The sequence below is a fragment of the Cognatundibacterium rivi genome (assembly GCF_018139565.1).
GTDB lineage: Bacteria > Pseudomonadota > Gammaproteobacteria > Burkholderiales > Burkholderiaceae_D > Undibacterium > Undibacterium rivi.
The window spans coordinates 652,449-676,923 of sequence record NZ_JAGSPK010000001.1 but is presented as its reverse complement, the minus strand read 5'-3'; the positions used below and the strand labels follow the sequence as shown (position 1 = coordinate 676,923).

General features: G+C 50.8%; 20 protein-coding genes. 8 read left to right on the top strand and 12 right to left on the bottom strand.

The window, feature by feature from the left end:
• Positions 1–131: 131 nt before the first annotated feature.
• From KDM87_RS03050 to KDM87_RS03035, 4 genes are all read right to left on the bottom strand, one after another.
• Positions 132–629 (bottom strand): TonB family protein, encoded by a 498-nt coding sequence (locus KDM87_RS03050; RefSeq protein WP_230407553.1) that lies wholly within the window; start codon positions 627–629, stop codon positions 132–134.
• 151 nt (positions 630–780) lie between these two features.
• On the bottom strand, positions 781–1,203 hold the full coding sequence (locus tag KDM87_RS03045) for a gamma-butyrobetaine hydroxylase family protein (RefSeq protein WP_408058678.1): 423 nt from the start codon (positions 1,201–1,203) through the stop codon (positions 781–783).
• 6 nt (positions 1,204–1,209) lie between these two features.
• Positions 1,210–1,656 (bottom strand): HIT family protein, encoded by a 447-nt coding sequence (locus KDM87_RS03040; protein ID WP_212677679.1) that lies wholly within the window; start codon positions 1,654–1,656, stop codon positions 1,210–1,212.
• Positions 1,657–1,659: 3 nt separating this feature from the next.
• Positions 1,660–5,634, bottom strand: coding sequence for a DUF3683 domain-containing protein (locus KDM87_RS03035; RefSeq protein ID WP_212677678.1), 3,975 nt, complete (start codon positions 5,632–5,634; stop codon positions 1,660–1,662).
• Positions 5,635–5,652: 18 nt separating this feature from the next.
• Here KDM87_RS03035 and KDM87_RS03030 point away from each other — a divergent pair, with 18 nt between their 5' ends.
• Positions 5,653–5,853: a hypothetical protein gene (locus KDM87_RS03030; protein ID WP_212677677.1), complete on the top strand. Its 201-nt coding sequence runs from the start codon at positions 5,653–5,655 to the stop codon at positions 5,851–5,853.
• Positions 5,854–6,078: 225 nt separating this feature from the next.
• Here the strand turns inward: KDM87_RS03030 and KDM87_RS03025 are convergent, their stop codons facing one another.
• Both KDM87_RS03025 and KDM87_RS03020 read right to left on the bottom strand, forming a co-directional pair.
• On the bottom strand, positions 6,079–7,383 hold the full coding sequence (locus KDM87_RS03025) for an HAD family hydrolase (RefSeq protein WP_212677676.1): 1,305 nt from the start codon (positions 7,381–7,383) through the stop codon (positions 6,079–6,081).
• Positions 7,384–7,607: 224 nt separating this feature from the next.
• Positions 7,608–8,099, bottom strand: coding sequence for a YqaA family protein (locus KDM87_RS03020; RefSeq protein WP_212677937.1), 492 nt, complete (start codon positions 8,097–8,099; stop codon positions 7,608–7,610).
• An 81-nt stretch (positions 8,100–8,180) separates the two neighbouring features.
• Between KDM87_RS03020 and ilvA the strand changes: the two genes are divergently transcribed.
• From ilvA to rapZ, 7 genes are all read left to right on the top strand, one after another.
• Positions 8,181–9,728, top strand: a complete 1,548-nt coding sequence (gene ilvA, locus KDM87_RS03015) for a threonine ammonia-lyase, biosynthetic (RefSeq protein ID WP_212677675.1) — start codon at positions 8,181–8,183, stop codon at positions 9,726–9,728.
• 7 nt (positions 9,729–9,735) lie between these two features.
• Positions 9,736–10,584, top strand: coding sequence for an NADPH-dependent 7-cyano-7-deazaguanine reductase QueF (queF, locus tag KDM87_RS03010; RefSeq protein ID WP_212677674.1), 849 nt, complete (start codon positions 9,736–9,738; stop codon positions 10,582–10,584).
• Positions 10,585–10,691: 107 nt separating this feature from the next.
• Complete coding sequence (locus tag KDM87_RS03005) at positions 10,692–11,228, top strand: hypothetical protein (RefSeq protein WP_230407552.1); 537 nt, start codon at positions 10,692–10,694, stop codon at positions 11,226–11,228.
• Between the two features lie 95 nt (positions 11,229–11,323).
• Complete coding sequence (locus tag KDM87_RS03000; RefSeq protein ID WP_212677673.1) at positions 11,324–13,978, top strand: putative bifunctional diguanylate cyclase/phosphodiesterase; 2,655 nt, start codon at positions 11,324–11,326, stop codon at positions 13,976–13,978.
• 103 nt (positions 13,979–14,081) lie between these two features.
• Complete coding sequence (locus KDM87_RS02995; RefSeq protein WP_186884721.1) at positions 14,082–14,555, top strand: PTS sugar transporter subunit IIA; 474 nt, start codon at positions 14,082–14,084, stop codon at positions 14,553–14,555.
• A 41-nt stretch (positions 14,556–14,596) separates the two neighbouring features.
• On the top strand, positions 14,597–15,538 hold the full coding sequence (gene hprK, locus KDM87_RS02990; RefSeq protein WP_212677672.1) for an HPr(Ser) kinase/phosphatase: 942 nt from the start codon (positions 14,597–14,599) through the stop codon (positions 15,536–15,538).
• A 1-nt stretch (position 15,539) separates the two neighbouring features.
• Positions 15,540–16,397, top strand: a complete 858-nt coding sequence (gene rapZ, locus KDM87_RS02985; RefSeq protein ID WP_212677671.1) for an RNase adapter RapZ — start codon at positions 15,540–15,542, stop codon at positions 16,395–16,397.
• Positions 16,398–16,525: 128 nt separating this feature from the next.
• On the opposite strand, the gene KDM87_RS02980 is transcribed toward rapZ, so the two are convergent.
• From KDM87_RS02980 to mutM, 6 genes are all read right to left on the bottom strand, one after another.
• The gene (locus tag KDM87_RS02980; RefSeq protein ID WP_212677670.1) at positions 16,526–17,680 is read right to left on the bottom strand and encodes an ABC transporter permease; all 1,155 of its coding nucleotides are present in this window, start codon (positions 17,678–17,680) and stop codon (positions 16,526–16,528) included.
• Between the two features lie 5 nt (positions 17,681–17,685).
• Positions 17,686–18,531, bottom strand: coding sequence for an ABC transporter ATP-binding protein (locus KDM87_RS02975; RefSeq protein WP_212677669.1), 846 nt, complete (start codon positions 18,529–18,531; stop codon positions 17,686–17,688).
• The gene (locus KDM87_RS02970; protein ID WP_212677668.1) at positions 18,528–19,961 is read right to left on the bottom strand and encodes an alpha/beta hydrolase; all 1,434 of its coding nucleotides are present in this window, start codon (positions 19,959–19,961) and stop codon (positions 18,528–18,530) included. The genes KDM87_RS02975 and KDM87_RS02970 overlap by 4 nt, the downstream gene beginning before the upstream one ends.
• 188 nt (positions 19,962–20,149) lie before the next feature.
• Positions 20,150–21,316: an A/G-specific adenine glycosylase gene (gene mutY, locus KDM87_RS02965; protein ID WP_212677667.1), complete on the bottom strand. Its 1,167-nt coding sequence runs from the start codon at positions 21,314–21,316 to the stop codon at positions 20,150–20,152.
• Positions 21,317–21,327: 11 nt separating this feature from the next.
• On the bottom strand, positions 21,328–23,265 hold the full coding sequence (locus KDM87_RS02960; protein ID WP_190477221.1) for a dynamin family protein: 1,938 nt from the start codon (positions 23,263–23,265) through the stop codon (positions 21,328–21,330).
• 312 nt (positions 23,266–23,577) lie between these two features.
• Complete coding sequence (mutM, locus tag KDM87_RS02955; protein WP_212677666.1) at positions 23,578–24,399, bottom strand: bifunctional DNA-formamidopyrimidine glycosylase/DNA-(apurinic or apyrimidinic site) lyase; 822 nt, start codon at positions 24,397–24,399, stop codon at positions 23,578–23,580.
• Between the last annotated feature and the right edge of the window lie 76 nt (positions 24,400–24,475).

The window sequence follows — 24,475 nt, the reverse complement described above, 5'->3', positions numbered from 1 at the left end:
ATTGGCTGAAAAAGGCCTGCAAACCTGACCTTAGTCAGCAAGCGGGAAATGCAATCAAAACTAGCGGGGGTACTTAAACAAAGACCTGATCCGCCGTGACTCAGGAATGCCAGCTTTTCCGGAAGGAATTTTTATCCGGCACGCTGCGGCAATGCAATACTTCGGATCTGAAAGCGTCCGTCATCGTTAAATAACCATGTTTCAGATACTTCAAGACGCCCGCTGCGCAATAGCTGCGGATGTGGTTTAGGGAATGGTGCACTGTTTTTCAGACTCGCCAGAGCAGTCTTTTCCGTTTCATGGTCTTTATTACTGCGCTGAATCTGTGCGTTCAGTAGAGTGCCGTCTGCGTTAACGGAATAGCGTACAACAACGACTGACCGCAATAATGGCTGAGGATTTTCGGAATACACTTGCTGACGGTGCAAGTGGCTGATGCGGTGCGCCACTTCTGCCTTATACGCTTCGACAGTACGCGAAGCCGACGCCGCCGGAAGTGGTTCACTTCCTTTTATTGTTTTGCCAGATTGCGCGCCGCTCCCAGTTTTACCCATACTGTTGCCAGTTTCATTTGTAGAGCAAGCGGCCAGCGCACAAAAGGCGACCATGCTCAGTATGCGTATTTTCATGCTTATCGTTCCCAGCTTAATGATGATTCTGCGGTAAAAAGATTCCTGTTCGAGGAATCAGAGATGATGAATCACCTTACTGCCAGGCTCAGCAATCGCCAAATTTTTATCGTAAGCAAACGTAAAAAATGCGTCACGAAGACGCATTTTTTTAATGATGGTGACCGCAGGCACTGCCCGACTTTGTAGTCATCGGCGCATCCCTGCCGCTTTCTCCCGGATATCCGGCCTCCTGCAAGCGTGCCAGATAATCCTGCCAGAGCTGCGCCTGATTCTCGCCCAGCCAATATAGGTAATCCCAGGAAAATATGCCTGAACTATGTTCGTCAGAAAATACTGGTTTGACAGCGTAATTACCGACAGGTTCGAGTGCAACCAGACTCACTTCTCGCTTACCGGTTTGCAGCGTTTCCTGTCCGGCGCCATGTCCACGCACCTCGGCCGACGGAGAATAAACCCGTAATAACTCAAATGACAAAGAATATTCTTTGCCATCGTCAAAAGAAATTTCCAGCACCTTCGATTGCGTACGTGCGTTCAGTGAGGTTGGTTGTGGCTTACTATTACTCATCATTTCTGCCTAATAAAAATAGGAAACAAGCGCTGCGCGTAATGTCGGCAACAGCGCGCGACGCTCACTCAGCACCGCAGCATCAGTGGCAGGCTTTTTTTGTGATGCCCAAACGGGATCAGGAAAATGCAGATCGTCGGTATAACGCGGAATGACATGCCAGTGCAAGTGCGGCACCATATTCCCCAGACTCGCCAGATTAATCTTCTGTGGTGCCATGACATCACGAATCGCCTGCTCGGTTTTGCAGACAGCCTGCATGAGGGCGGAACGGTCCTCGACTGCCAAATCGGTCATTTCTTTTGCATGAGCATTCCAGATCACGCGACAAAACCCCGGATAATTCGCATCATCCACCAAGACAACCCGTAACTTGTCTGTCTTGACGATGAGTTCACCGCCATCGACCTTGCACAATTCACACGGCGGGGCACCACTATCAATTAATACATTCATGGCTTATACCAATACTCTCTCAATGCCGCCGTTATTCGCTCTGGCGACGTATTCCGGAAGCCAGTTCTCACCCAATAAATGACGTGCCATTTCGACGACGATGTAATCGGCCGTCGTGTCAGCATCTTCGTTATAACGGGATAAACCTTGCAAACACGATGGGCACGATGTAAGGATTTTCACGTCGCCAACAAAACCATCTACACGCAATTTATCTGAGCCCTTGCGCATTTCCTCTTCTTTGCGGAAACGTACTTGCGTCGAGATATCAGGGCGGGCGATCGCCAACGAGCCGGACTCGCCACAGCAACGTTCACTCTTCTCAATCTTGACATTACCCTCTGTTGTAATCAGCGCATTCACGGTTTTCACCGATTCCTGCAACTTCATCGGATTATGGCAAGGTTCGTGATACATATATCGCGTACCCGCAACACCTTCAAGCCGGACGCCTTTTTCCATCAGATATTCATGGATATCAATGATGCGGCAACCCGGGAAGATTTTCTCAAACTCATAAGTTTCGAGCTGGTCGTAACAGGTACCACAAGACACAACAACGGTTTTGATATCCAGATAATTCAGCGTATTGGCCATGCGATGGAATAACACGCGGTTATCCGTCATCATCTTTTCTGCTTTATCAAACTGGCCGCTACCACGCTGCGGATAGCCGCAACACAGATAGCCCGGTGGCAATACTGTCTGCACACCGACATTCCACAACATCGCCTGCGTCGCCAACCCTACCTGTGAAAACAAACGCTCTGAACCACAACCAGGGAAATAAAATACGGCTTCGGTATCAGCCGTCGTGGTCTGCGGATCACGAATAATCGGGATGACTTTATCATCTTCGATATCAAGCAAGGCACGCGCGGTTTTCTTAGGCAAATTGCCCGGCATCTTTTTATTGATAAAGTGAATCACCTGCTCTTTAATGGGTGCTTTACCAACGGTCGCTGGCGGCATACGGGTTTGTTTTTTAGCGAACTTTTTCAGCAAATCATGACCGAAGCGCTGCGCTTTGTAACCCCAGCCTATCATGACCTGACGTGTCGCATTGATCGTTGCCGGGTCAGTCGCATTTAAAAAGAACATGGTTGCGGCAGAACCTGGATTAAAGGATTTTTTCCCCATCTTCCGCAACAGATTACGCATGTTCATCGACACATCGCCGAAGTCGATATCGACCGGACACGGGTTCACACATTTATGGCAAACAGTGCAATGATCTGCGACGTCTTCAAATTCTTCCCAGTGTTTGATCGAGACGCCGCGACGGGTTTGCTCTTCGTACAGGAAAGCCTCGACCAGCAACGATGTCGCCAAAATTTTGTTACGTGGCGAATACAGCAGATTAGCGCGTGGTACATGGGTAGCGCAGACTGGTTTGCACTTGCCGCAACGCAGGCAGTCTTTCACACTATTCGCGATCGCTCCGATATCGCTTTGCTGCATGATCAGCGATTCATGTCCCATCAGGCCAAACGAAGGCGTGTAAGCATTCCGCAGATCAGCCGCAAAATCCGGCAAATTCAGCAGCTTACCTTTATTGAAGCGGCCTTCTGGGTCAATGCGTAATTTGTAGGCGCGGAAATCCTTGATCTCATCTTCGGTCAGGAATTCCAGTTTGGTAATGCCGATACCATGTTCACCAGAGATCACGCCATTCAGCGAGCGCGCCAGCACCATGATGCGGGCAACCGCATGATGCGCGACCTGCAGCATTTCATAGTCATCGGAATTGACTGGCAAATTGGTATGCACATTGCCATCACCGGCATGCATGTGCAAAGCGACGAAGACGCGGCTACGCAATATTTTTTTATGTAAAGCGACACACTCATCGAGGATGAGTTTGAACGCCACACCGCTGAAAATCTGGCGTAATTGGGCACGTATTTCCGTCTTCCATGAAATGCGGACTGTTCTGTCCTGCACGATAGAAAACACGGTCGCGTCGGGCTGCCGCTGCAAACGCTCATCAAACACAAAGGCCAGCTTATCAAGGCCCAATGCAATCAATTCAGCTTTCGCCTCGGCCAGAGGTTTATCAAGGTTATTCAGCAGATAGGTCCAGCGAGCACGCGTTGCATCCAGCAAGGCTTCCGTCTGATGCACCCGGTCTTCCAGCAATTCAGTCGCAGGAATATCATCGCCATCAACATCTTCACTTTTCCCTAATGGCAGATTGCCTTTCGCGAAAAAATCCTGAAGCGCGGCGACTAAGGCGAGTTTGTTTTGTATCGACAGCTCGATATTAATGCGCTCAATACCATCTGTGTATTCACCCATACGATTGAGCGGAATGACCACGTCCTCATTGATTTTGAACGCATTCGTATGCTTGGAAATCGCCGCTGTCTTAGCGCGATCCAGCCAGAATTTTTTACGCGCTTCGGGGCTGACCGCAACAAAGCCTTCGCCAACCCGCGTATTCGCCATACGCACGACTTCGGATGCTGCTTGCGCTACGGCATTTTCATCATCGCCAACGATGTCGCCAAACAAGGCCATCTTAGGCAGCACGCCGCGTTTCGATTTCGTGGTGTAACCCACCGCGCGCAGATAACGTTCATCCAGATGCTCCAGCCCGGCAAGAATAGCGCCGCCTTTTCTGGTCTCGCCATCAAGATAATCTTTGATCTCAACGATGCTCGGTATCGCGTCGCGTGCCTGACCGAAAAATTCCAGACAGACAGTGCGCGCAAATTTCGGCATTTTGTGCAAAATCCAGCGTGCCGATGTGATCAGGCCATCGCAGCCTTCTTTTTGCACACCGGGCAAACCGGCCAGGAATTTATCGGTAACATCTTTACCCAGACCTTCTTTGCGGAAGACGCGGCCTTTGATCTCCAGTTGCTCGGTTTTGAACGGCTGCTTTTCAGCGGGATGTCGCCATTCGAGCCGGAACTTCGCGATTTCGACATCATGAATTTTGCCGAGATTATGTTCGAGACGGGTCACTTCCAGCCAGTCGCCATTCGGGTCGACCATTTTCCACGATGCGAGGTTATCTAATGCCGTTCCCCACAAGACCGCTTTCTTGCCGCCTGCATTCATCGCCACATTCCCACCGACGCAAGAAGCCTCGGCAGAAGTCGGGTCAACGGCAAACACAAAACCAGCTTTTTCAGCCGCATCCGACACACGCTTAGTGACAACACCAGCGCCGGAATAAATCGTTGCATAGTCGCGATCAACACCCGGCAAGCGCGTCATTTCAACGGCACCCAACTGCTCCAGCTTTTCGGTGTTAATGACCGCCGATAAAGGTGTCAGTGGAATAGCGCCACCGGTATACCCTGTGCCGCCGCCGCGTGGAATGATAGTCAATCCAAGCTCAATACAGCTTTTGACCAGACCGGCCATTTCATCTTCTGTGTCGGGTGTCAACACCACAAACGGGTATTCGACACGCCAGTCGGTGGCATCGGTAACGTGGGAGACGCGGCTCAAACCATCAAACTTGATATTGTCTTTGGCGGTATAGCGGGATAACAGCTTATTCGCCTTTTTTCGTAAATCGTAGGTATCACGGAATTCCTGCGAAAAATCGGCAACGGCTTTACGAGCTGCCTGCACCAGCGTTTCAACACTGTTGCTGCGCTCCGCATCATCATCGTTCGCGGTGTTCAAACGGCGTTTTTCGACTTCGCCCAGACGATGGTTCAGCGCATCGATCAAATCCTGACGGCGCTTGGGATTGTCCAGCATATCGTCTTGCAGATACGGATTCCGGCGTACCACCCAGATATCACCTAACACCTCATACAACATGCGGGCAGATCGCCCGGTCTGCCGCTTACCGCGCAATTTGTCGAGCAACTGCCAGGCGTCTTCACCGAGCAGCCGGATCACAATCTCACGATCAGAAAATGAGGTGTAGTTATAGGGAATTTCCCGGACACGGGTAGGCGAAGCGCCCTGCGGCGACTCAGCATGCAAGTGAGGTATCTGGACTGGAGCGTTCATGTATGGCGTGGTTTGGCGATGACAGACAACGCAATCAAACTGCCGGCAAACCACCGCCAGCTCAATGCCTTACATCCGTCTGAGGTTTCTCAAAGGCTTATTCTAACTTATTGCGATGCACCACGCGGCAACAGCCTTGAAGTTTGTACGGCTATGGCCCTGTTTTGTGGCTATTCACCAAAGTTTATTTCGTTGAAGCTTGAATTTCTAGAAAAATAAATGAAAATTTAATCGTCATACAAAATCAGCCAATGGAAAAATTCAACCATTTTTTAGGGAAAATTTTCCTTGGATACAGCTTACCCTAAGCCCGGATTGATTCGGCATCGCAAAATGTTTTTCTCTTGTCAGACAAATTAACTGACCACATATCTCAAAAAAAATCCCGGGAACCAGTTGGCACCCGGGATTTTTTTGTTCAGCCAACGAACATTATCAGCTGACTCAGCCTAACAATGCGCCAGCAGTTTTACCGAATTTCAGCGTAGTTTCGACTGGCAACCAATTACCTGTCGATTCCTGACGTCCCTGCAGCAAGAAGCGAGGATGGACTTCTTTCAATGCCTCAGCTGCAGCCTTCGACAATTCACCAATTTTCCCTTTTTTCAGGCGATTAACGACAAGGCCAATTTCGGTTTCCGGGAAGTCACGTAACATATCGTAATCGCCGTCACTGTCTCCGGCAACAAACACCGGACCATAGCCTTTTTGTGCAACCAGTTCACGCTTGATGACAGCTGATTTTCCTGGCCCCCAATTCAAAGGCCAGTCTTTACGGTAAGCGTTTTTATAAACATCGCCATTTTGTTCGAGACGCAAACCCAGAACGTTCTCACGTTTAACGTGATATCCGTACTTAGGATTGGTCGCAAATACCGCAACCACGTCTTCCAGCGAAGCGGTACTGACATACACGTCGAAACCTTGATGACGGAAAGTATCCATCAGTGTCGCGATTTCTGTGCATAAACGTATGCCGTGGAAATGGGTTGTCGTGACAACACCGGCCACACCGGGCAATGATGCCGGACTGGTGTATTTGGTCTTGCTCAGGCTCATGCCAAGATTGGCGTCATTTGATGCCTCAGTCAGAGCACTGACTTCAGATACGGTCATATTCGCGAAGAAATAGATTACCCATGGATAACCGACGTTCACACCATGCGTATCATTGACCGCTTCGTACAGGAAATACAGCTTGGCGCGGAAATCTTGGAATTGTGACGTCTCGACGATCTCTTCTAACGTGCGGCTACCGGCCATGCCTTTGTAATTCGCATGCAGGAATGCGTAATCGCTGTCGAGGTCGGCGCAGATACTTGCCAGATCCAGCACTTTGCCGGATACATTTTTGTAGTCAGGCGCAAAGTTCCCGGCTGGAACATTCTGACGGATGACCGCAGAGAATTCTGTCGGGCTGAGTTTGAAGGCCAGATGGTTGATCTGGTACATCAGCAAAGCTTCTTCGCAATCATTCATGATGCTGGTGTTATCCCAGTCGAACACCGCATAGGGCTTGCGTTTAGGGTTATAGGTCTTGCTGCCGATGCCATGTTTGGCGATCAGCGCTGTTACCATTTCACGGTTACGCGGTGCCCATTTCGCTGCATCCAGATACACATTTGCCACTGTCGTCGCTGGTTTTGCCATCGCTGGGGCAGCGAGAGCGGTGCCCGCCGCAGTAGCGACCAATCCTTGCAAAAATCCCCGGCGTGGTTGCTTGCTTATCAATTTTTCTCGGTCTTGCATTTCATTTCCTTGTGTTGAGCATGCCTATTTCGCAACGCCAGGTAAATAATCCTGACTATCTGTCAGCTAAAAAGCATTGATATGCTGAAGACTGACGATCATATTCAACAATTGTGACAAGCCTGTAAAACGAGGGCATTTTTCAGATAAAAATCTGCGCTTAAACAGCGCTTCTCAGCGCTGTTTACTCTCAGGAAAATTAAATTTGAATGAAATCCGGCAGATCAAAAAATGAACTTAGCAACACTGTGCCACACGCCATCCGGCACACTGAGCAATAAAAAACTGACCGTCAGGTAACGCAGGAACTTTCCCAGCGCCATATAGGCGATGCTGGGCCAAAAAGGGAGCTTCAACCACCCTGCCAGCGTACAAATAGGATCGCCAATAACCGGAAGCCAGGATAGCAACATCGTCTTCGCACCGAATTTCTGCAACCAGGCAAACCAGAAACTCTGACGTTCATGATGAAATGCCCGGTTCGCGGCATAGCCCATCGCATAATCAACAACACCACCCAGCGTGTTACCCAGAGTCGCGACCAGCATCGCAGGCCAGAATAATTCAGGATTCGCTTTAATCACCGCAAATACGGCGGGTTCCGAGCCCATAGGAATCAGCGTCGCAGAAATAAAACTGATAATAAATACAGAGCTGAGCCCTACTTTAGGTAGGGCTAATACGCTAAACAACCATTGCACACCTGCTTCTATCATGTCATTCCAAAGGTCAGCTGAAATGACATCCATTATAATAGGAGCCATGTTTCCCACCATCCCACTCACTTTCTCAAGCATATGAGCACTGATTATCTGAAAAAGATCCTGACTGCGCGCGTCTATGACGTTGCATTTGAAACACCGCTGGAATTCGCTCCCAGCCTGTCAGCACGGATGGATAATCGAATTATGTTCAAGCGTGAGGATATGCAAAGTGTCTTCAGCTTTAAGTTGCGCGGCGCTTACAACAAGATCGCCCATCTGACACCGGCACAACTTAAACGCGGCGTTATCTGTGCGTCTGCAGGCAATCACGCACAAGGGGTTGCACTCAGCGCGAAACGCGTTGGTTGTAAAGCCGTGATCGTGATGCCGACCACGACACCGCCAGTTAAGATCGATGCGGTTCGTGCGCATGGTGGTGAGAATGTCGAGATCGTACTGTTTGGGGATTCGTATTCAGACGCAGCAGCCTATGCGGCTGAACTGGAAAAGAAACGCAAATTGACGTTCGTGCATCCGTTTGACGATCCTGATGTGATCGCTGGGCAAGGCACGATAGGCATGGAAATTTTACGGCAGCATTCGGCACCTATCCATGCAATCTTTGTCGCCATTGGCGGCGGCGGCCTGATCTCCGGTGTGGCTGCGTATGTGAAAGCAATACGTCCGGAAATCAAAATTATCGGCGTGCAAACTGTCGATTCAGATGCAATGGCACGCAGCCTGAAAGCGGGCAAACGCGTGGCACTGACCGATGTCGGCTTGTTTTCCGACGGCACCGCGGTCAAACTGGTCGGCGAAGAAACATTCCGGCTGGCGAAAATGTACGTCGATGACATCATCACCGTGGATACCGATGCCGTCTGCGCGGCGATCAAGGATGTGTTTCAGGATACCCGCAGCATTCTTGAACCTGCCGGTGCATTGGCGGTCGCTGGTTGCAAGGCATATATCGAACGTGCCAAAGCGAATAAAAAGCCACTGAAAAACGAAACACTGGTGACCATCGCCTGCGGTGCGAATATGAATTTCGACCGCCTGCGCTTCGTCGCGGAACGTGCCGAAGTTGGTGAATCGCGCGAGGCCGTGTTTGCCGTGACTATTCCAGAAGAACGTGGCAGTTTCCGACGCTTTTGTGAACTGGTCGGTGACCGTAATGTCACGGAATTTAATTACCGCATCAACGACGAGCAAAACGCGCACATCTTCGTCGGCGTACAAGTCAATGGTCGCGCCGAGTCTGGCAAAATCGCCAGAAATTTTGAAAAGCACGGCTTTCCAACCCTAGACCTGACCGATGATGAGCTGGCAAAAATGCATATCCGCCATCTGGTCGGCGGTAAAAGTGCGCTGGCAGAAAACGAATTACTGTACCGCTTTGAGTTTCCAGAACGTCCAGGTGCACTGACCCGCTTCCTCAATAGCATGGCACCGAACTGGAATATCAGCCTGTTCCACTACCGTAATCATGGCGCGGATTACGCGCGGATTCTGGTCGGATTACAGGTGCCGAAAAAAGAAATGAAAGCCTTCCGCGAATTTTTATCGACACTCGGCTATCAATACTGGGATGAAAGCAATAATCCCGTCTATCAATTATTTTTAGGCCAAAAGCCAAACTGACTTTGCAATGACTGAATCAACATCCGGTAATCTGCCCGAGCAATCTTTACTCGGGAAAGTCGCCACCTACAAAGCAGAATATGATCCCTCGCTGCTGTTTCCGATTCCCCGCTCGGGTAAGCGCGAAGAAATTGGCGTTGGCAATACCTTGCCTTTCTTTGGCGTCGACATCTGGAATGCCTACGAGGTATCGTGGCTGAATTTACGTGGCAAACCGCAAGTCGCGATTGCCACGGTCACGGTGCCGGCAGATTCGCCAAACATTATCGAATCCAAGTCGTTCAAGCTGTACCTGAATTCTTTTAATCAGACCAAACTGGCTGGCAGCGACGGGTTAATCAGCTTGCTGCAAGCGGATTTGTCTGCGGCAGCCGGTGCGCCTGTGCATGTACAACTGACGCTGTCCGACAATTTCGGCTCACTGACGATGACAGAGTTGGACGGCACGCTGCTCGACCGACTTGATATCGAAGTCGATTCTTACACGCCTGCACCGGAATTGCTGCGTGCCAATCACGCAGAAGCGATCGTTGAAGAAACGCTGATTTCTCATTTACTGAAATCCAACTGTCTGGTGACTGGCCAGCCAGACTGGGGCAGCGTACAGATACACTATGTCGGTGCGCAGATTGATCAGGAAAGCCTGTTGCGCTATCTGATTGGTTTTCGCAATCACAACGAATTTCACGAACAATGCGTCGAGCGTATTTTTGTTGATATCATGCGCCACTGCAAACCGCAGAAGTTATCGGTTTATGCACGTTATACCCGCCGCGGCGGACTTGATATCAATCCCTGGCGCAGTAATTTTTCGACAGGGAAAAAACCTGCAAATAACCGGAACGCGCGGCAATAAGCCGCCGTACAGGAAACTTTGCATCTTTTTTATATTTTTCTACATTGATTATGTCTATTTCTAAAATCTCATTTTTACATCGCTTTTTTTGTATATCAGGTTTGCTGATGGCGTTAAGCTCATTCAGCGGCACTGCACAAGCGCAACAAAAAGAAGACGAAAGCTGGTGGGACAGCGGCAAAGCGAAAGCTGAAAATATTCTCGACAAAGGCGATTTGTCTTTACTGCTGTCCGGTTACGCTCATCATGGCCGCAACACGTATACCCGCGAGCGCCTCGCAGAATTGAATGAACGTGCATGGGGCTTAGGTTTTGCGAAAACGATACGGAATGAAAAAGACAATGAAGAATTGTTGTATGCAATGATAATTTCTGATTCTCATTTCAAACCGCAGCCGATGGCAGGTTATGCCTATCAATGGATGAAACCGCTGTCTGAAAAACTGGAAGTTGGCGTTGGTGCCACGGCCTTGTTAATCAGCCGCGCCGATTACTTCTCTGGCGTTCCGTTTCCGGCAGTATTACCGATTGCCTCCATCGGTACCCGCAAAAGTAAATTAATGGCATCTTATGTGCCACGCATCTCGCAAAATAAAGGGAATGGCGACGTCTTGTTGTTATTTGTGCGTCTGGATTTGAACTAAACAATTGACGAAGCGACTAAGAGTTTGTCATTATTGATGGCGTACATTGCCATAGTGCAACAACCGAAGTTCGAACAGATTCCAGAATTGTTGTCGTGAAATTGCCTCCACCACTCCTGAGTAGCAACATTCCTGCGTACATCCTTGATGACGAATGGCATGCAACCTTGTTGGAGCAACATCCTGACGCCGTCTATGTCCTGATCGACAATCGCATCGCTTATGCAAATCCGGCCGGGCTGGCTTTAATAAAAGCCGCTGATCTGGTACAAGTGCTGGGCTTAAAGCCTGAGGCCTTCTTACTCGCCAGACAACCCGGTGCGGGACTCATACCTACACCCGGCAATCACGACGATCTGTACTTCTATCAATGCATCGCACTTGATGGCCAACAACAAGAAATTGAAGTCCGCAGCATCACCTTTGACTATCAGGGACAGTCGGCAATATTGCTGAGTGCCCGTGAAACGCATCGGCATGGTCTTCAGGTATTCAGCCGCAACGGGAATGATCCCTTAGACGCGAAAGCCAGCAGAATTCACGAAGCTCTGCATCACGAGAAAGAGATTCTCGAGATGATCGCGCTGGACAAACCCTTAGTGCACATACTGGAAGATGTCTGTGACCGCATGGAGCGCTTGCTGGACAACAACGCACTTTGTGCAATCAGCCTGTTTGATCATTCAACCAAGCAAATCACGATAGGTGCCGCGCCCTCTCTGCCGGAAACATTCACTTCCCTGCTTAATAATATTGAAGTTGGCACAGACAGCTGTACAGCCGCCGCCGCAGTCCATTACAACCGCCTGACCATCGTCCAGGACATCGCACATAGTCCGATGTGGGAAAAATTCAAAGTCAGCGCGCTGGAACATGGTTTGCAAGCATGCTGGTCTTACCCTATCAGTACCGCTTTTAACAGCGTGCTGGGAACGGTGGATGTCTATTACCGGCACCGGCACAGCCCGGGTGAGGATGAGCAGGCGATGATCATTGATGCCTGTGATCTGATCGGCCTGGCAATCGATAAAAAGAACATGGAGCAAACGCTGGAAGAAAGCGAAGAGCGCTATCGTTCCGTTGTCACTAATCTGTCCGAAGGCATTATGGTGATTGCGCCAGGAGGACAAATTCTGACCAGTAACCCCAGCGCACTCAGAATTTTAAAGATAGACGATATTACTAAAATCAGTCGCCGCCACCGTTACTTCAAACGTCTGATGAGCGAGGACGGGAAAGATATCCGACTCGGCGACGATCCGGCATCTACCGTTGTTCGCACCGGCAAACCGATATTGAATTTATCAACCAGCGTGGAATTAAGTGATGGTTCTGTTGTCTGGTTACTCATCAACTGCTTCCCGATTTTTAAAAAACGCAGTACTTCCGTTTCTGCCGTTTTATTGTCGTTCACCGATACCACCCAAGTCAGGGAAACGCAGCAGCAGTTGAAGTTCATGGCATCATTTGATGCACTGACTGGCCTGCCGAACCGGCATCAACTGAATTTAAGACTGACCCGGGCGCTCGCTGATTCGCAGCAAAAAAAACAGCGCGTAGCGATATTATTTCTGGATCTTGATCGTTTCAAATACGTCAACGACACAGCAGGACATGCCGCCGGAGACAGCTTGCTGCGCGATGTTGCAAAACGCCTGAGCTCATGCATACGCACCACAGATCTGCTCGCCCGCTTAGGTGGCGATGAATTTGTGATCGTTGCTGAAAATGTCGAAGATGTGCAATACCTGCGCGACCTCAGCGAACGCGTTCTGGCGAGAATGCGCGATCCTTTCATTATCGATGGCAATGAATATTATCTCGGCACCTCCATCGGTATCAGCATCTCACCGCATGACGGACAAGATGCCTCTACGCTGATGCTGTGCGCGGATTCCGCGATGTATCACGCAAAAGAATCTGGCCGCAATAACTATCAGTTTTTTACAACGGAACTCAATATCCGCGCCCAGCATCGGTACACGCTGGAAACCAATCTGCGACGGGCGCTGGCCGAGCAGGAATTCCTCGTTTATTACCAACCCAAAATTTCTCTGCAAACATCGCGTATCGTCGGTGCGGAAGCCCTGATCCGCTGGCAAATGCCAGGCCAGGGTTTAATTCCGCCGAATGAGTTCATACCGATTTCTGAAGAAATTGGGCTGATTCTGCCGATAGGGCGCTGGGTGCTGGAGCAAGTGTGTCAGCAGACAAAATACTGGCGGGACAATCTGGTTCCGGATCTGGTGGTCAGCGTGAATATTTCTCCGCGTCAGTTTCAGGATGTGACGCTGTGTGATTTCATTGCCGCAACCCTGCAAAAATCCGGCTTACCGCCTTCGGCTTTACAGCTGGAAATTACCGAAGGATTGCTGATGGGCGAGATTGATCGCCTGTTGCCGATGTTTAACGCAATCAAAGCGCTGGGCGTGAGTATCTCGCTCGATGATTTTGGTACCGGCTTTTCCTCTTTATCGTATTTGCAACGCTTCCCTATCGACAACCTGAAAATTGACCGCTCGTTTATCAGCAAAATTCCGGAAAATCAGGATTCTGTTGTCCTGACGCACGCGATTATTGCGATGGCCAACGCATTAGGTATGAGCATTACGGCCGAAGGCGTGGAAAATGCAGAGCAAATGTTTTTCCTGACCGACTCAGGATGTCAGGAAATGCAGGGCTTTTATTTTAGTAAGCCTTTACCCGTTGAGCAGTTTGAAAAACTGTTGAAGAACAACAGACAGCAGTGAAGTTGCGCTAATTTGCCGCCCCCTCCAAAAGCAGCCTATAATTCGGTTCGCACCGGACTCGCCTTTGCACACCCAACCCTCTGCTGTAACCCGATCTTGCACTATGACGAATATCGCAAAAATTCTTCCCCTCGCCAACGTACTGCTGGACCTGGAAATTTCCAGTAAAAAACGTGCATTCGAGCAAGCAGGCCTGTTATTTGAAAATAATTGTGGTATCGCCCGTTCTACCGTCTCTGATAATCTGTTTGCGCGCGAGCGCTTAGGTTCCACCGGACTGGGACACGGCGTTGCCGTCCCTCACGGACGCATCAAGGGTTTGAAAACGCCGATCGCAGCGCTGGTCAGACTGAAAGACGGTATTCCGTTTGAATCACCGGACGGGCAAGCAGTCAAACTGCTGATTTTCCTGTTAATGCCAGACAATGTGACGCAACAACATCTGGAAATACTGTCAGAAATTGCCGAGATGTTGTCGAATGAAAGCTTCCGTGACGAACTGAACGCAGAAGCCAGCGCCAGCGTTGTGCACGAAAAAATCCTTGCCTGGCGTCCGGACGTTTCCGCCGTTTCCTGACACATCATCTTGTTGTCGTCTGATTTTTTTATTGCTTATCCATGCCCTTACTCACTGAATTAACGATACAAAAAATTTACGATGACAATCGCGACATCATGCAGCTCGGCTGGTTCGCCGGCTTTGCAGGTGCCGATAAACAAATCATCGGTGACGCCGCCTCGTCTGCGGATCAGGTCGGCCATTTAAATCTGATCCACCCCGGTCGTATTCAGGTACTCGGGCCGCAGGAGTTAGCCTACTTTGAACGCTTATCGAGTGCATCCCGCGCCAACCTTTTCCGCGAACTGGTGGCAGGTGAACCACCAGCGCTGATCGTCGCTCAGGGACTCGATTCTCCGCCGGAATTTCTGACTGCCTGTGACGATAACAACATCGCCCTGTTTTCCACACCTTATCCATCGGCGCAGGTGATCGACTATCTGCGCGTGTATCTGTCGAAAAAACTGGCACAGAAAATCACTATGCATGGCGTCTTCATGGACGTGCTGGGCGTGGGGGTACTGATTACCGGTGAATCCGGCTTAGGTAAAAGCGAGCTGGGGCTGGAACTGATTTCCCGCAGCCACGGTCTGGTGGCCGACGATGCAGTGGAGTTTTCACGCATTGCGCCGAACATGATAGAAGGCCGCTGCCCTGAGCTTTTACAAAATCTGCTGGAAGTCCGCGGTCTGGGTCTGCTCGACATCAAAACAATTTTTGGCGAAACAGCGGTGCGCCGGAAAATGCGGCTGAAACTGATCGTGCATCTGGTTCGCCGCAGCACACTCGAGGAAAATTACGAACGTCTGCCTATCGACTCACAAACCGAAGAGGTGCTGGGGCTGCCGATACGCAAAGTCGTGATTCCGGTTGCAGCAGGTCGTAACATCGCCGTTTTGCTGGAAGCAGCGGTACGCAATACGATATTGCAGCTGCGCGGTATTAATACCCTGGAAGATTTTATGGAACGCCAGCGCCGTGCGATGGAGGCAGGAGACTGACATGCAAATCCTGCTGATCTCCGGTATTTCCGGCTCAGGAAAATCGGTTGCGTTGAATGTACTGGAAGATGCAGGTTATTACTGTGTCGATAATTTACCGCCCAGCCTGCTACCGGAACTGATCACCACTTTATCGAATGAACCGCAGGTAGCCGTGGCGATTGACTCGCGCAGTGCGAGTCAACTGACCGGCGTCCTGGATACCAAGCAAGTATTAGCAAAAGCCGGGCACGAAGTCAGAATGCTTTTTCTCACAGCCAGCACTGATTCGCTGGTCGCTCGCTTTTCAGAAACACGGCGCAGTCATCCGCTCTCACACCGACTGATCCGGGGAGATGCTTGTGTCGAAAAGCTGAGCCTGATGGAATGCATAGAGGAAGAACGCGAAATTCTGGCCGAGATTCAGGCCTTAGCCCATGTCATCGACACCACCGACCTCAGCGCCAATCAGTTGCGTAGCTGGGTCAAGAACATGATAGACATGCCGCATGCGCCATTGACTCTGATGTTCGAGTCATTTGCGTTTAAACGCGGCGTGCCGCTCGATGCCGATTATGTCTTTGATGTCAGAATGCTGCCGAATCCTCATTACGATCTGGCACTGCGGCCGCTGACCGGGCGCGATGCGCCTGTCGTTGACTATCTGGACAATCAGGCCATGGCGCAGGATATGTATGCCGATATTCTGGCTTTCCTGACGAAATGGATACCGTCGTTCAAAGACGATAATCGCAGTTACCTGACCATCGCGATCGGTTGTACCGGCGGTCAGCATCGCTCGGTCTACATGGTAGAAAAACTGAGCCGCCACTTCCAGCAGTCAGAGCAGGTGCTGGTCAGACACCGCCGCCTGCACTGACCGCACTGGCTTCGCGGGCTATTTTGAGCAATAAATATACTCCCCCGGGTATCTAAAAACCCCGTTTATTTATAAGGACATCAACGGGGTTTTCTTAAAAAGAGGGGGGAGTATCTCTGAAATACGCGTTATACCATCACGACTTTGCGCATTTTTTGCGCAATATACATCAGACAAATCACGGTAATCAGAACGCAGGTGGCAAGCGCCATGCCTAGCGTCAGCGGATGCAGCACCTCACCTTTCAGTACCTGATTCATCATCTGATTCTGCGCCAGCACCGGCACCCATTTGAACCACGCCGGTTCGCGCCCCGGAAACAAAATCGGAATCAAGCTGACGAACGGGATGAACATCGTCACGATCTGATTGCGAACCTGCGCTTCTTTATAGCTTTTACAATCGAGCGCAATCGCGATCTGTAACGCCGCCATACTCGCCGCCAACGGCAACAGCACCATCAGAAAACCAATCGCATCCTTGATACCGAATTGAAACTCGGCGCGCAAAGTATCATTTTTAATCAGCCACTGCGACGGAAAGAAGCTGAAGATCGTCAACACCACCACGCCCATTCCTACTGCCGCCACCGCGCCCCATTTGCCTATCGCCAGTTGCCAGCCGCTGACCGGATTCATCATCAGCGGTTCGAGCGAACCGCGCTCACGTTCACCCGCCGTGGTATCAATCGCGGCGTACATGCCACCGATGATAATCGCCATCAATACCATCATCGGCAGCATTTCCGTGATCGATGCTTTGCGCTCTTCCGGCTTTTGCAAACGACGTTCTCTGACCTCGATCCGCTGCAATAATTCGGTGGAAATGCCGCGCATGGTCAAGCCCATCAGCGTGGTTTCCTGGGTGTAGGCTTCCAGCAAACGCTTGAGTGGTCGCAAGCCGAATTCGGCCTGACGGTTATTACTGTCATACGCGACTTCAAGGATGGCTTTATCGCCCGTCATCAGTTTCTTTTCGAAATCCTGCGGCACCAGTAACACCGGCTGATCCAGCTCTTTACTGCGCGATTTGGCTTCATAATCCAGCGGTGCCGCCTTGACCTGATATCCCTGCCGCAAAATGAAATTTTCCAGTTGCGGCGCATATTCAATACCCACCGCCAGCACCGTGCGCTTTTCTTCCTGTGACTCGACCTGCGATAACACCGTCGAGAAAATAAACAGCATCAGAGGAACGCCGAGCAGGGAACTCAGCAAGGCCGTCATCAAGGTACGGCGGTCGCGCAAAGCATCTTTTATCTCTTTGCGAAAAATCGTTAACATCGCTTTCATCCGCGCGCTCCCATCGTCACGTTATTCGTCACATTCGCAGTCTGCAAAAATGCCAGCTTCACGAAGGCATCTTCAAAATTATTTTCTTCCGCCTGTTGTAACAAGCCGGCAACAGTGCCGCGTGCCACATTTTTTCCTTGCGCCACGATGACGACATCGTCACACAGACGTTCCACCTCCTGCATGATGTGGGTGGAAAAAATAATGCATTTGCCACCACCTTCAGCAGAACGCAGCCAGCGCAGAAATTCACGCAAGGCACGGGTCGCCACGACATCCAGGCCATTGGTTGGTTCATCAAGAATGATGTTCTTGGGATCATGTACCAATGCACGCGCCAGTGCCGTTTTCATACGCTCGCCCTGGCTGAAGCCATCGGTGCGCCGGTCGAGCAAGGCCCCCATTTCCAGCCAGTGCGATAACTGCTCAGTGCGCTGTTCTGCCTGCTCTGCAGACATGCCATGCAACAGACCGTAGTAATGAATATTCTCGCGCGCAGTCAGCCTTGGATAGAGTCCGCGCGCATCGGATAACACGCCCATCTGCGATTGCGTTGACGACACGCCCGCCTGCACCCTGATGCCATCGACCGTAATGTCACCGCGATCAGGATTCAGTAAGGCGGCGACCATGCGCAAGGTAGTCGTCTTACCGGCACCATTCGCACCCAGCAGACCAGTAATCGCACCGTCCTGCGCAGTAAAACTGACGCCATTCACAGCATTCACCACTTCATTTTTTTTCTTCATCAGCCCCAGCACACGCGCAATATCGGCCGCATTTTTTGTGCTAGCTTTTCCTTGCCTGACGAAAGTTTTATGTAAATCGTTGACGATAATCATGGCTGTACTTCCTTTCCGGCTTGCAGCGCTTGCCACGCTAACGGGCGTGGAATCTGACGGACGCAACTGCTATCCACTTTCAGCGCATCGGTATTTTCTTTTGCGTTCAGAAAACGATAAACCACATCGCGCACGCAGCCTTGTGCCAGCAAACCATGACCAGCGTTCTCTATCGTGATGTGCACGGCCTGTGAACCCAGTGCTTTCGCCACGGCGGCACCATGACGTATCGGCGTGACCGGATCAATACCTCCGCTCAGCAGCAACACCGGCGACTGAGCAGCAGGGATAGAGAAAAATTCCGCCGGGATACTGGCGCGCGGCCAGTTTTTACACGTGCGCTGATACATATCCGTCATCAGCTTTTCAAATTCATCTTTAGGTGCTGCCAGAGGACGAGCGAACATCTCGGAACACCAGACTGAAAAATGCATCCCGTAATTAATTCCCGCCGGCCCCGGCAGATTCGTCGCACCACTCAAGGTCACCAGTGGCTGATAGTTTCCCTGCCCCGCCTGCGTCAGTGCATACGGCAAACCAGCGACGGTTGTCGGTGCATACAAGGTCTTATGCACCAGACTCAAAAGAACGTCATGCGTCATGGTGAATTTCAACGGTGTGCCGAGTCGCGGATGCGTGACACTGACAGATTGCGGCATGCGCGTGCTTAAACTTTTCCATTGCTGTGCCAACGCCGGATACGCCGCGTTGCACGATGCATGCCGGGCGCAATCCTGAAACACTCCATCCAATGCGACCTGTGCATCCGCGGCGGGCAGACTCATGTCCGGCGGCACTACGCCATCGAGCACCATGCGCTTCACTGAAAGCGGAAATTGTCTGGCAAATTCAAGACCGACGCGGGTGCCATACGAGGCACCGACCAGATTAATTCTGTCGTACGCCTGTTGCTTGCGCACCGCTTCGATATCCTGCACCGCAATGCTGGTGCTGTAGTAGCGCAGATCCCCGTGTGGCAAGGTTTTTAAACGCACAAGGCAAGCGTCTGATTGCTTTTGCATCTGCACATCATCGGCAACCTCGGCAGAATTTTCCATTTCAGGACAAGCGAGCGACGCGCTGCGTCCCGTGCCGCGCTGATCGACAAACACCAGATCACGCCGCTTATTTAAACGACTTAACATTGCCTGACCAAAACCGGCAACGCTGATTGCACTCTGTCCCGGGCCTCCGGCCAGCAAAAACACTGCATCAGGCAGTTTATTTTTATCCTGCGAAGGCAACACGACATAATGCACATCGATTTTTTTGCCTCCCGGCTCAGCCGGATTCAACGGCCGTTGCACTTTTCCGCATCGTAATTCTTGGGGAAATTCAGGTAAGCGGCAGGGGCTGGTGACAGTATCAGCGGCGAACGAGGCGCCAGCTGAAAAAATACCAAAAACCGCAAGGAAAATATGCTTTCGCAAGGTGGTCTCCTGAAGAAACAATATCGAGGAGCGTAGTGTAAAGCGAACAATATATAAAAAGTCCGTCTTGCGATAAAACAACGAAATCAGCGACGAAAACCGTGACCACAGGGATGAGTCAATAATAGTGCGGTGGAGTGACAAATCATTTGTACAGAAAAACTCTGCAACAAAATGACGATGATTGATCAGAGCTGCAATTCCGCCTGTGCCAAAGAATTCAGCAAAGTTTTGATCGGCGCTGGTAAGCCCGCATCAGCTGCCTGCTGCAAATCCAGCCAGACATAATTGGCTTCAGTCACTTGCGGCGCATGCTGTGTCAGCTCGGCGAGCACCGTATGAATATGCAATTTGAAATGCGTGAAGACATGCTCAATCACTGGCAATTCACGACGAATTTCAATCTCACCAAAACGCGCAGCCAGCGCCAGCAAGGCGGGTGTCATCACCCTGAATGCCGCAGCAGTATCGCCAGTATCCTCCTCAGCACGGACGTATGGCTGCATGCCATCAACTTCGGGCAATGACAGCAAACCGCCCCAGATGCCGCTGTCGGGACGCCGTTCTAACAAAACCCGGTTCTGATCGAGCAGCAATAGCATCACAGCGCGCTTTTCTTTCGCTTGCTTTTTTGGCTTACGGGTTGGCAATTCGGCGGTACGGTCTTCGGCAAAAGCAACGCAGCGTGCCTGCAAAGGGCAACGTCCGCAAGCAGGGCTGCTACGGGTACACAAGGTGGCACCGAGATCCATCAGACCTTGTGTGTAGGCTTCAATACCCTCTTCCGGCAACAGCGCCAGCGCGCGCTGCCACATACTGTCCTCGATAACTTTACTACCGGGATAACCGGCAATACCGAATACCCGCGCAAAAACACGTTTGACATTGCCATCGAGTATGGCCGCCACCGTGCCATACGAAAACGCCGTAATCGCGGCGGCAGTAGAACGACCTATGCCCGGCAATTGTTCGAGCAAAGTCTGCTCCGCCGGAAATTGTCCCTGATATTTTTCCACCACCTGCTTTGCGCACTGATGCAGATTGCGGGCGCGGGTGTAATAGCCCAGCCCGCTCCAGTGCGCCATGACATCCTCGGCGGGTGCGGCGGCAAGGTCAAACACGGTGGGGAAGCTGAGTAAGAACTTCTGATAATACGGAATGACCGCGCTCACCTGCGTCTGCTGCAACATGATTTCGGATAACCAGACACGGTAGGCTTCGCGGCTTTGCTGCCAGGGCAAGCCATGCCTGCCATGCTGTTTCTGCCACCGTATCACCGTCGCAGAAAAATCGGGGTCAACAAATTCGGGATGAATAAAATTGGCGGCCGCAGCCGCCGGAATACGACGTTTCATTAATTCTCAGCTTATGCCGCGACCTTCAGGTTTTTCAAGTCCGCGCTCAATGCTGCTTTCAAGTTGTCCTGCATCTGTTGCAAGCCCTGCTTCTGTGCATCAACCTCAGCCTGCAGCGCTTCGAAAGACGCAATTTTATCTTCCAGACTATCGGTCGCAACGTGTATCCGTTGTATCGACTGCATACGGTTTTTCAGCTGATTTTTGTGTTCACGAATTTGCGCTTCTAAGGGCGCCATCACCACTTTCTGCCAGGCTTCCACATCTTTATTCGCCTGTAAAAAGTTTTGCTTCACACGCGCAGCAACGGAATCAAAAAATTTACGCATCAGGGCGACGCGGGTATTCGTCAGCATCGTCGTCGCGTTAAATTGTTTTTGATACACGACTTCAATCGCGTCCAGTTCTTTGATGTATTTATCCAGAGAAAACGGCATCGGTGCAGATAAAGCCAGACCATGTTCGGTCGAGAATTTACGGTACATCACGACCATCATTTCTGAGATTTCATCAGTCTTCTTATTCGACTCAATCAGATTCAGGCGCACCTGTGCAAAGAAGTGTTTGATCGACTCGCGCAAACCCAGCGACAAATAACTTTTCTCCATCGCTTCACGGGTCTTGCGTATCTCTTCACGCAAAATATCCATGCCGAGATTGGTGTAGACCTCGGTCGACAAGCGCGTGAAGACGGAACGTGTTCCTTGCATACGGATCAGGCTCGCATCAAATTCTTTTTTCTCGGCGTCGACACGTTTCATCATGTGTTCGATCACGTTCATATTTTTGCCGCGCAAGCCTTTGAGCTCCAGCATCTGCTCCACCACATTCCGGCCGCGCGAAGAAATGATGGCCTGTTGCGTAGCAGCGATTTCGTGGATATCGGATTCCAGTTGGGCGCGGATGATGTCTTGTTTAGCCGGAATCAACTCTTTCGATAACGCGTATTCCAGTGCGGGCAAGCGGGTTTTCGCCAGTAAAGGCGCGTCTTTGTTAATCTTGGCGACCAGCCCTTTTTGTGCCGACACAGGGAAAATCTGCTTTTCTTCAATCGCCAACGTATGCGCAACGGTAGTCACCTGACGCGACAACTGCTTTTCAATTTCTTCCGGTGTGCGCAACTCGTCCCACATGCTGTCGATCTTGTTCAGTACGACCATGCGCCCTGGCCCGCCACCGATATGGTTGCGCCAGACATCAATATCACTCTTCGTGACACCGGTGTCAGCTGCCAGAATGAACAAGACAGCATGCGCATTCGGAATCAGATTCAGCGTCAGTTCAGGCTCAGTACCGATCGCATTCAAGCCCGGCGTATCAACAATGATCAGGCCTTCTTTTAACAAAGGATGAGGGAAGTTCACGATGGCATGGCGCCATTGAGAAATTTCCACCATACCGTTTTCGTCGATTTCCAGCGCGGCATCCGGGTCATCTTCATCAAACAAACCATATTGTTTGGCCATCTCGATGCTGACTTTTTTCGTCAGACTGACTTGCTTGAATGCTTCCAGCATGCCATCACCGGAACTGATATTCAGCGGCAGCACTTTCCAGACATGGCTCTGGCCTTTGTATTCGCTGGTGGACTGCGCCTCGGCACGCGTCTCTATCGGCAACAGACGGATGCATGGCGGAATCGTATCGTCATACAGTAATTCTGTCGGACACATCGTCGTGCGCCCTGCAGAAGACGGCAAAATGCGCTGACCGTAATCGGCAAAAAAAATCGCGTTAATCAATTCAGATTTACCGCGCGAAAATTCGGCCACAAAAGCGATCGACAATTTATCATCAACCAGACGCTCCATCAGACGCGCAAGTCGCTGGTCTGTCGCCGTATCGGCCATATCCGATCCATTCGTCCAGGCGCGATACTGTTCAAGTGCACGTACAACTCCCTTGCGCCACTCACTGTATTCTTGGAATTTTTGGACCAGATTGCTCATGTTTCCCTCGGTTAATTTCTTATTCGTTCAAGTATATATGGATGGACGAAAAAACACCCGTAAATCCAGCTTTCACTCACAATTCGAAACACAAATGCGACAGGATTTACGCAAAGTTGTGCTGGCCAGGCTAAAAAGCTTTTTTCTGCTTTGGGAAACATCGCTGGTAAGCGACGTCCGTTTCGCCAGCAGGCAACATGTTGCCTGAAACCCAGGTTACACCGGTGACGAAGACATTACGAAATAGTACGGCCAGGAGTCATAACGCCGCCGGGGTGGTTTTACATAAGTCCTATGCGATTTCTATGCGATTTATTTCTGACAATGCGGGCAATAAAAGCTGCTGCGCTGCCCTTGCAATATTTTGCGCACAGTATGCCCGCAAAGTCGGCAATCTTCACCTGCGCGATCATAGACGAAGTAATTTTGCTGAAAATAGCCGCTTTGTCCGTCAACGCCGACGAAATCTTTTAACGTGCTGCCGCCCTGCTGTATCGCGGCGGCTAAAGTTTCGCGTATCGCCTCGGCCAACAAACGATAACGGGCAAGACTAATGCGTTTTGCCTGAATTTTGGGGTTAATTTTTGCTTTAAACAGACTTTCCGATGCGTAAATATTGCCAACGCCGACCACGATATCGCCCGCCAGCAAGACCTGCTTGATCGCAGCACTGCGCTGCCGGGTCTGGCGAAACAGTAATTCTGCATTGAACTGATCTTCCAGCGGTTCAACACCCAGATTTTTCAGCAAGACGTGATGCTCGAGATCACCATCCTCCAAGGCATGCCAGAGCACCGCGCCAAAACGACGCGGATCCGTCATCCGCAACGCCTGCCCGCCGACAACAATATCAATGTGATCGTGTTTTTCTGGTGGCGTGGTCGCTGGCAAAATACGTAAATGCCCCGACATACCTAAATGAATCAGCACCGTACCGTGCTGAAAATGGAGCAACAGATATTTACCGCGCCGTCCTGTCGCAAGTATGGTGTGCCCCGTCAGCAAGGCAGGTAAATCTGCGGGAAAAGGCCAGCGTAAGCCCGCGCGCCGCATAATCACATTGGTCACCCGCTGTCCCGTTAAATGGGGCGCAACGCCACGACGTGTCACTTCAACTTCAGGTAATTCGGGCATAGTCTGGAACTTTTATATCAATGAAGTTTCTAATTTTTCAGAGTACAGACAAAAAGTAAGGCGATGGCGCATGTGC

Excerpts from the sequence above, each read along its gene's own strand:
- KDM87_RS03035 (WP_212677678.1), bottom strand. The coding sequence starts at position 5,634 with ATGAACGCTCCAGTCCAGATACCTCACTTGCATGCTGAGTCGCCGCAG.
- KDM87_RS02960 (WP_190477221.1), bottom strand. The coding sequence starts at position 23,265 with ATGAGCAATCTGGTCCAAAAATTCCAAGAATACAGTGAGTGGCGCAAG.
- mutM (WP_212677666.1), bottom strand. The coding sequence starts at position 24,399 with ATGCCCGAATTACCTGAAGTTGAAGTGACACGTCGTGGCGTTGCGCCC.
- KDM87_RS03050 (WP_230407553.1), bottom strand. The coding sequence starts at position 629 with ATGAAAATACGCATACTGAGCATGGTCGCCTTTTGTGCGCTGGCCGCT.
- ilvA (WP_212677675.1), top strand. The coding sequence starts at position 8,181 with ATGAGCACTGATTATCTGAAAAAGATCCTGACTGCGCGCGTCTATGAC.
- KDM87_RS03030 (WP_212677677.1), top strand. The coding sequence starts at position 5,653 with ATGACAGACAACGCAATCAAACTGCCGGCAAACCACCGCCAGCTCAAT.
- KDM87_RS02975 (WP_212677669.1), bottom strand. The coding sequence starts at position 18,531 with ATGATTATCGTCAACGATTTACATAAAACTTTCGTCAGGCAAGGAAAA.
- queF (WP_212677674.1), top strand. The coding sequence starts at position 9,736 with ATGACTGAATCAACATCCGGTAATCTGCCCGAGCAATCTTTACTCGGG.
- mutY (WP_212677667.1), bottom strand. The coding sequence starts at position 21,316 with ATGAAACGTCGTATTCCGGCGGCTGCGGCCGCCAATTTTATTCATCCC.
- hprK (WP_212677672.1), top strand. The coding sequence starts at position 14,597 with ATGCCCTTACTCACTGAATTAACGATACAAAAAATTTACGATGACAAT.
- KDM87_RS03005 (WP_230407552.1), top strand. The coding sequence starts at position 10,692 with ATGGCGTTAAGCTCATTCAGCGGCACTGCACAAGCGCAACAAAAAGAA.
- rapZ (WP_212677671.1), top strand. The coding sequence starts at position 15,540 with ATGCAAATCCTGCTGATCTCCGGTATTTCCGGCTCAGGAAAATCGGTT.
- KDM87_RS03020 (WP_212677937.1), bottom strand. The coding sequence starts at position 8,099 with ATGATAGAAGCAGGTGTGCAATGGTTGTTTAGCGTATTAGCCCTACCT.
- KDM87_RS03040 (WP_212677679.1), bottom strand. The coding sequence starts at position 1,656 with ATGAATGTATTAATTGATAGTGGTGCCCCGCCGTGTGAATTGTGCAAG.
- KDM87_RS02995 (WP_186884721.1), top strand. The coding sequence starts at position 14,082 with ATGACGAATATCGCAAAAATTCTTCCCCTCGCCAACGTACTGCTGGAC.
- KDM87_RS03045 (WP_408058678.1), bottom strand. The coding sequence starts at position 1,203 with ATGATGAGTAATAGTAAGCCACAACCAACCTCACTGAACGCACGTACG.
- KDM87_RS02980 (WP_212677670.1), bottom strand. The coding sequence starts at position 17,680 with ATGTTAACGATTTTTCGCAAAGAGATAAAAGATGCTTTGCGCGACCGC.
- KDM87_RS03025 (WP_212677676.1), bottom strand. The coding sequence starts at position 7,383 with ATGCAAGACCGAGAAAAATTGATAAGCAAGCAACCACGCCGGGGATTT.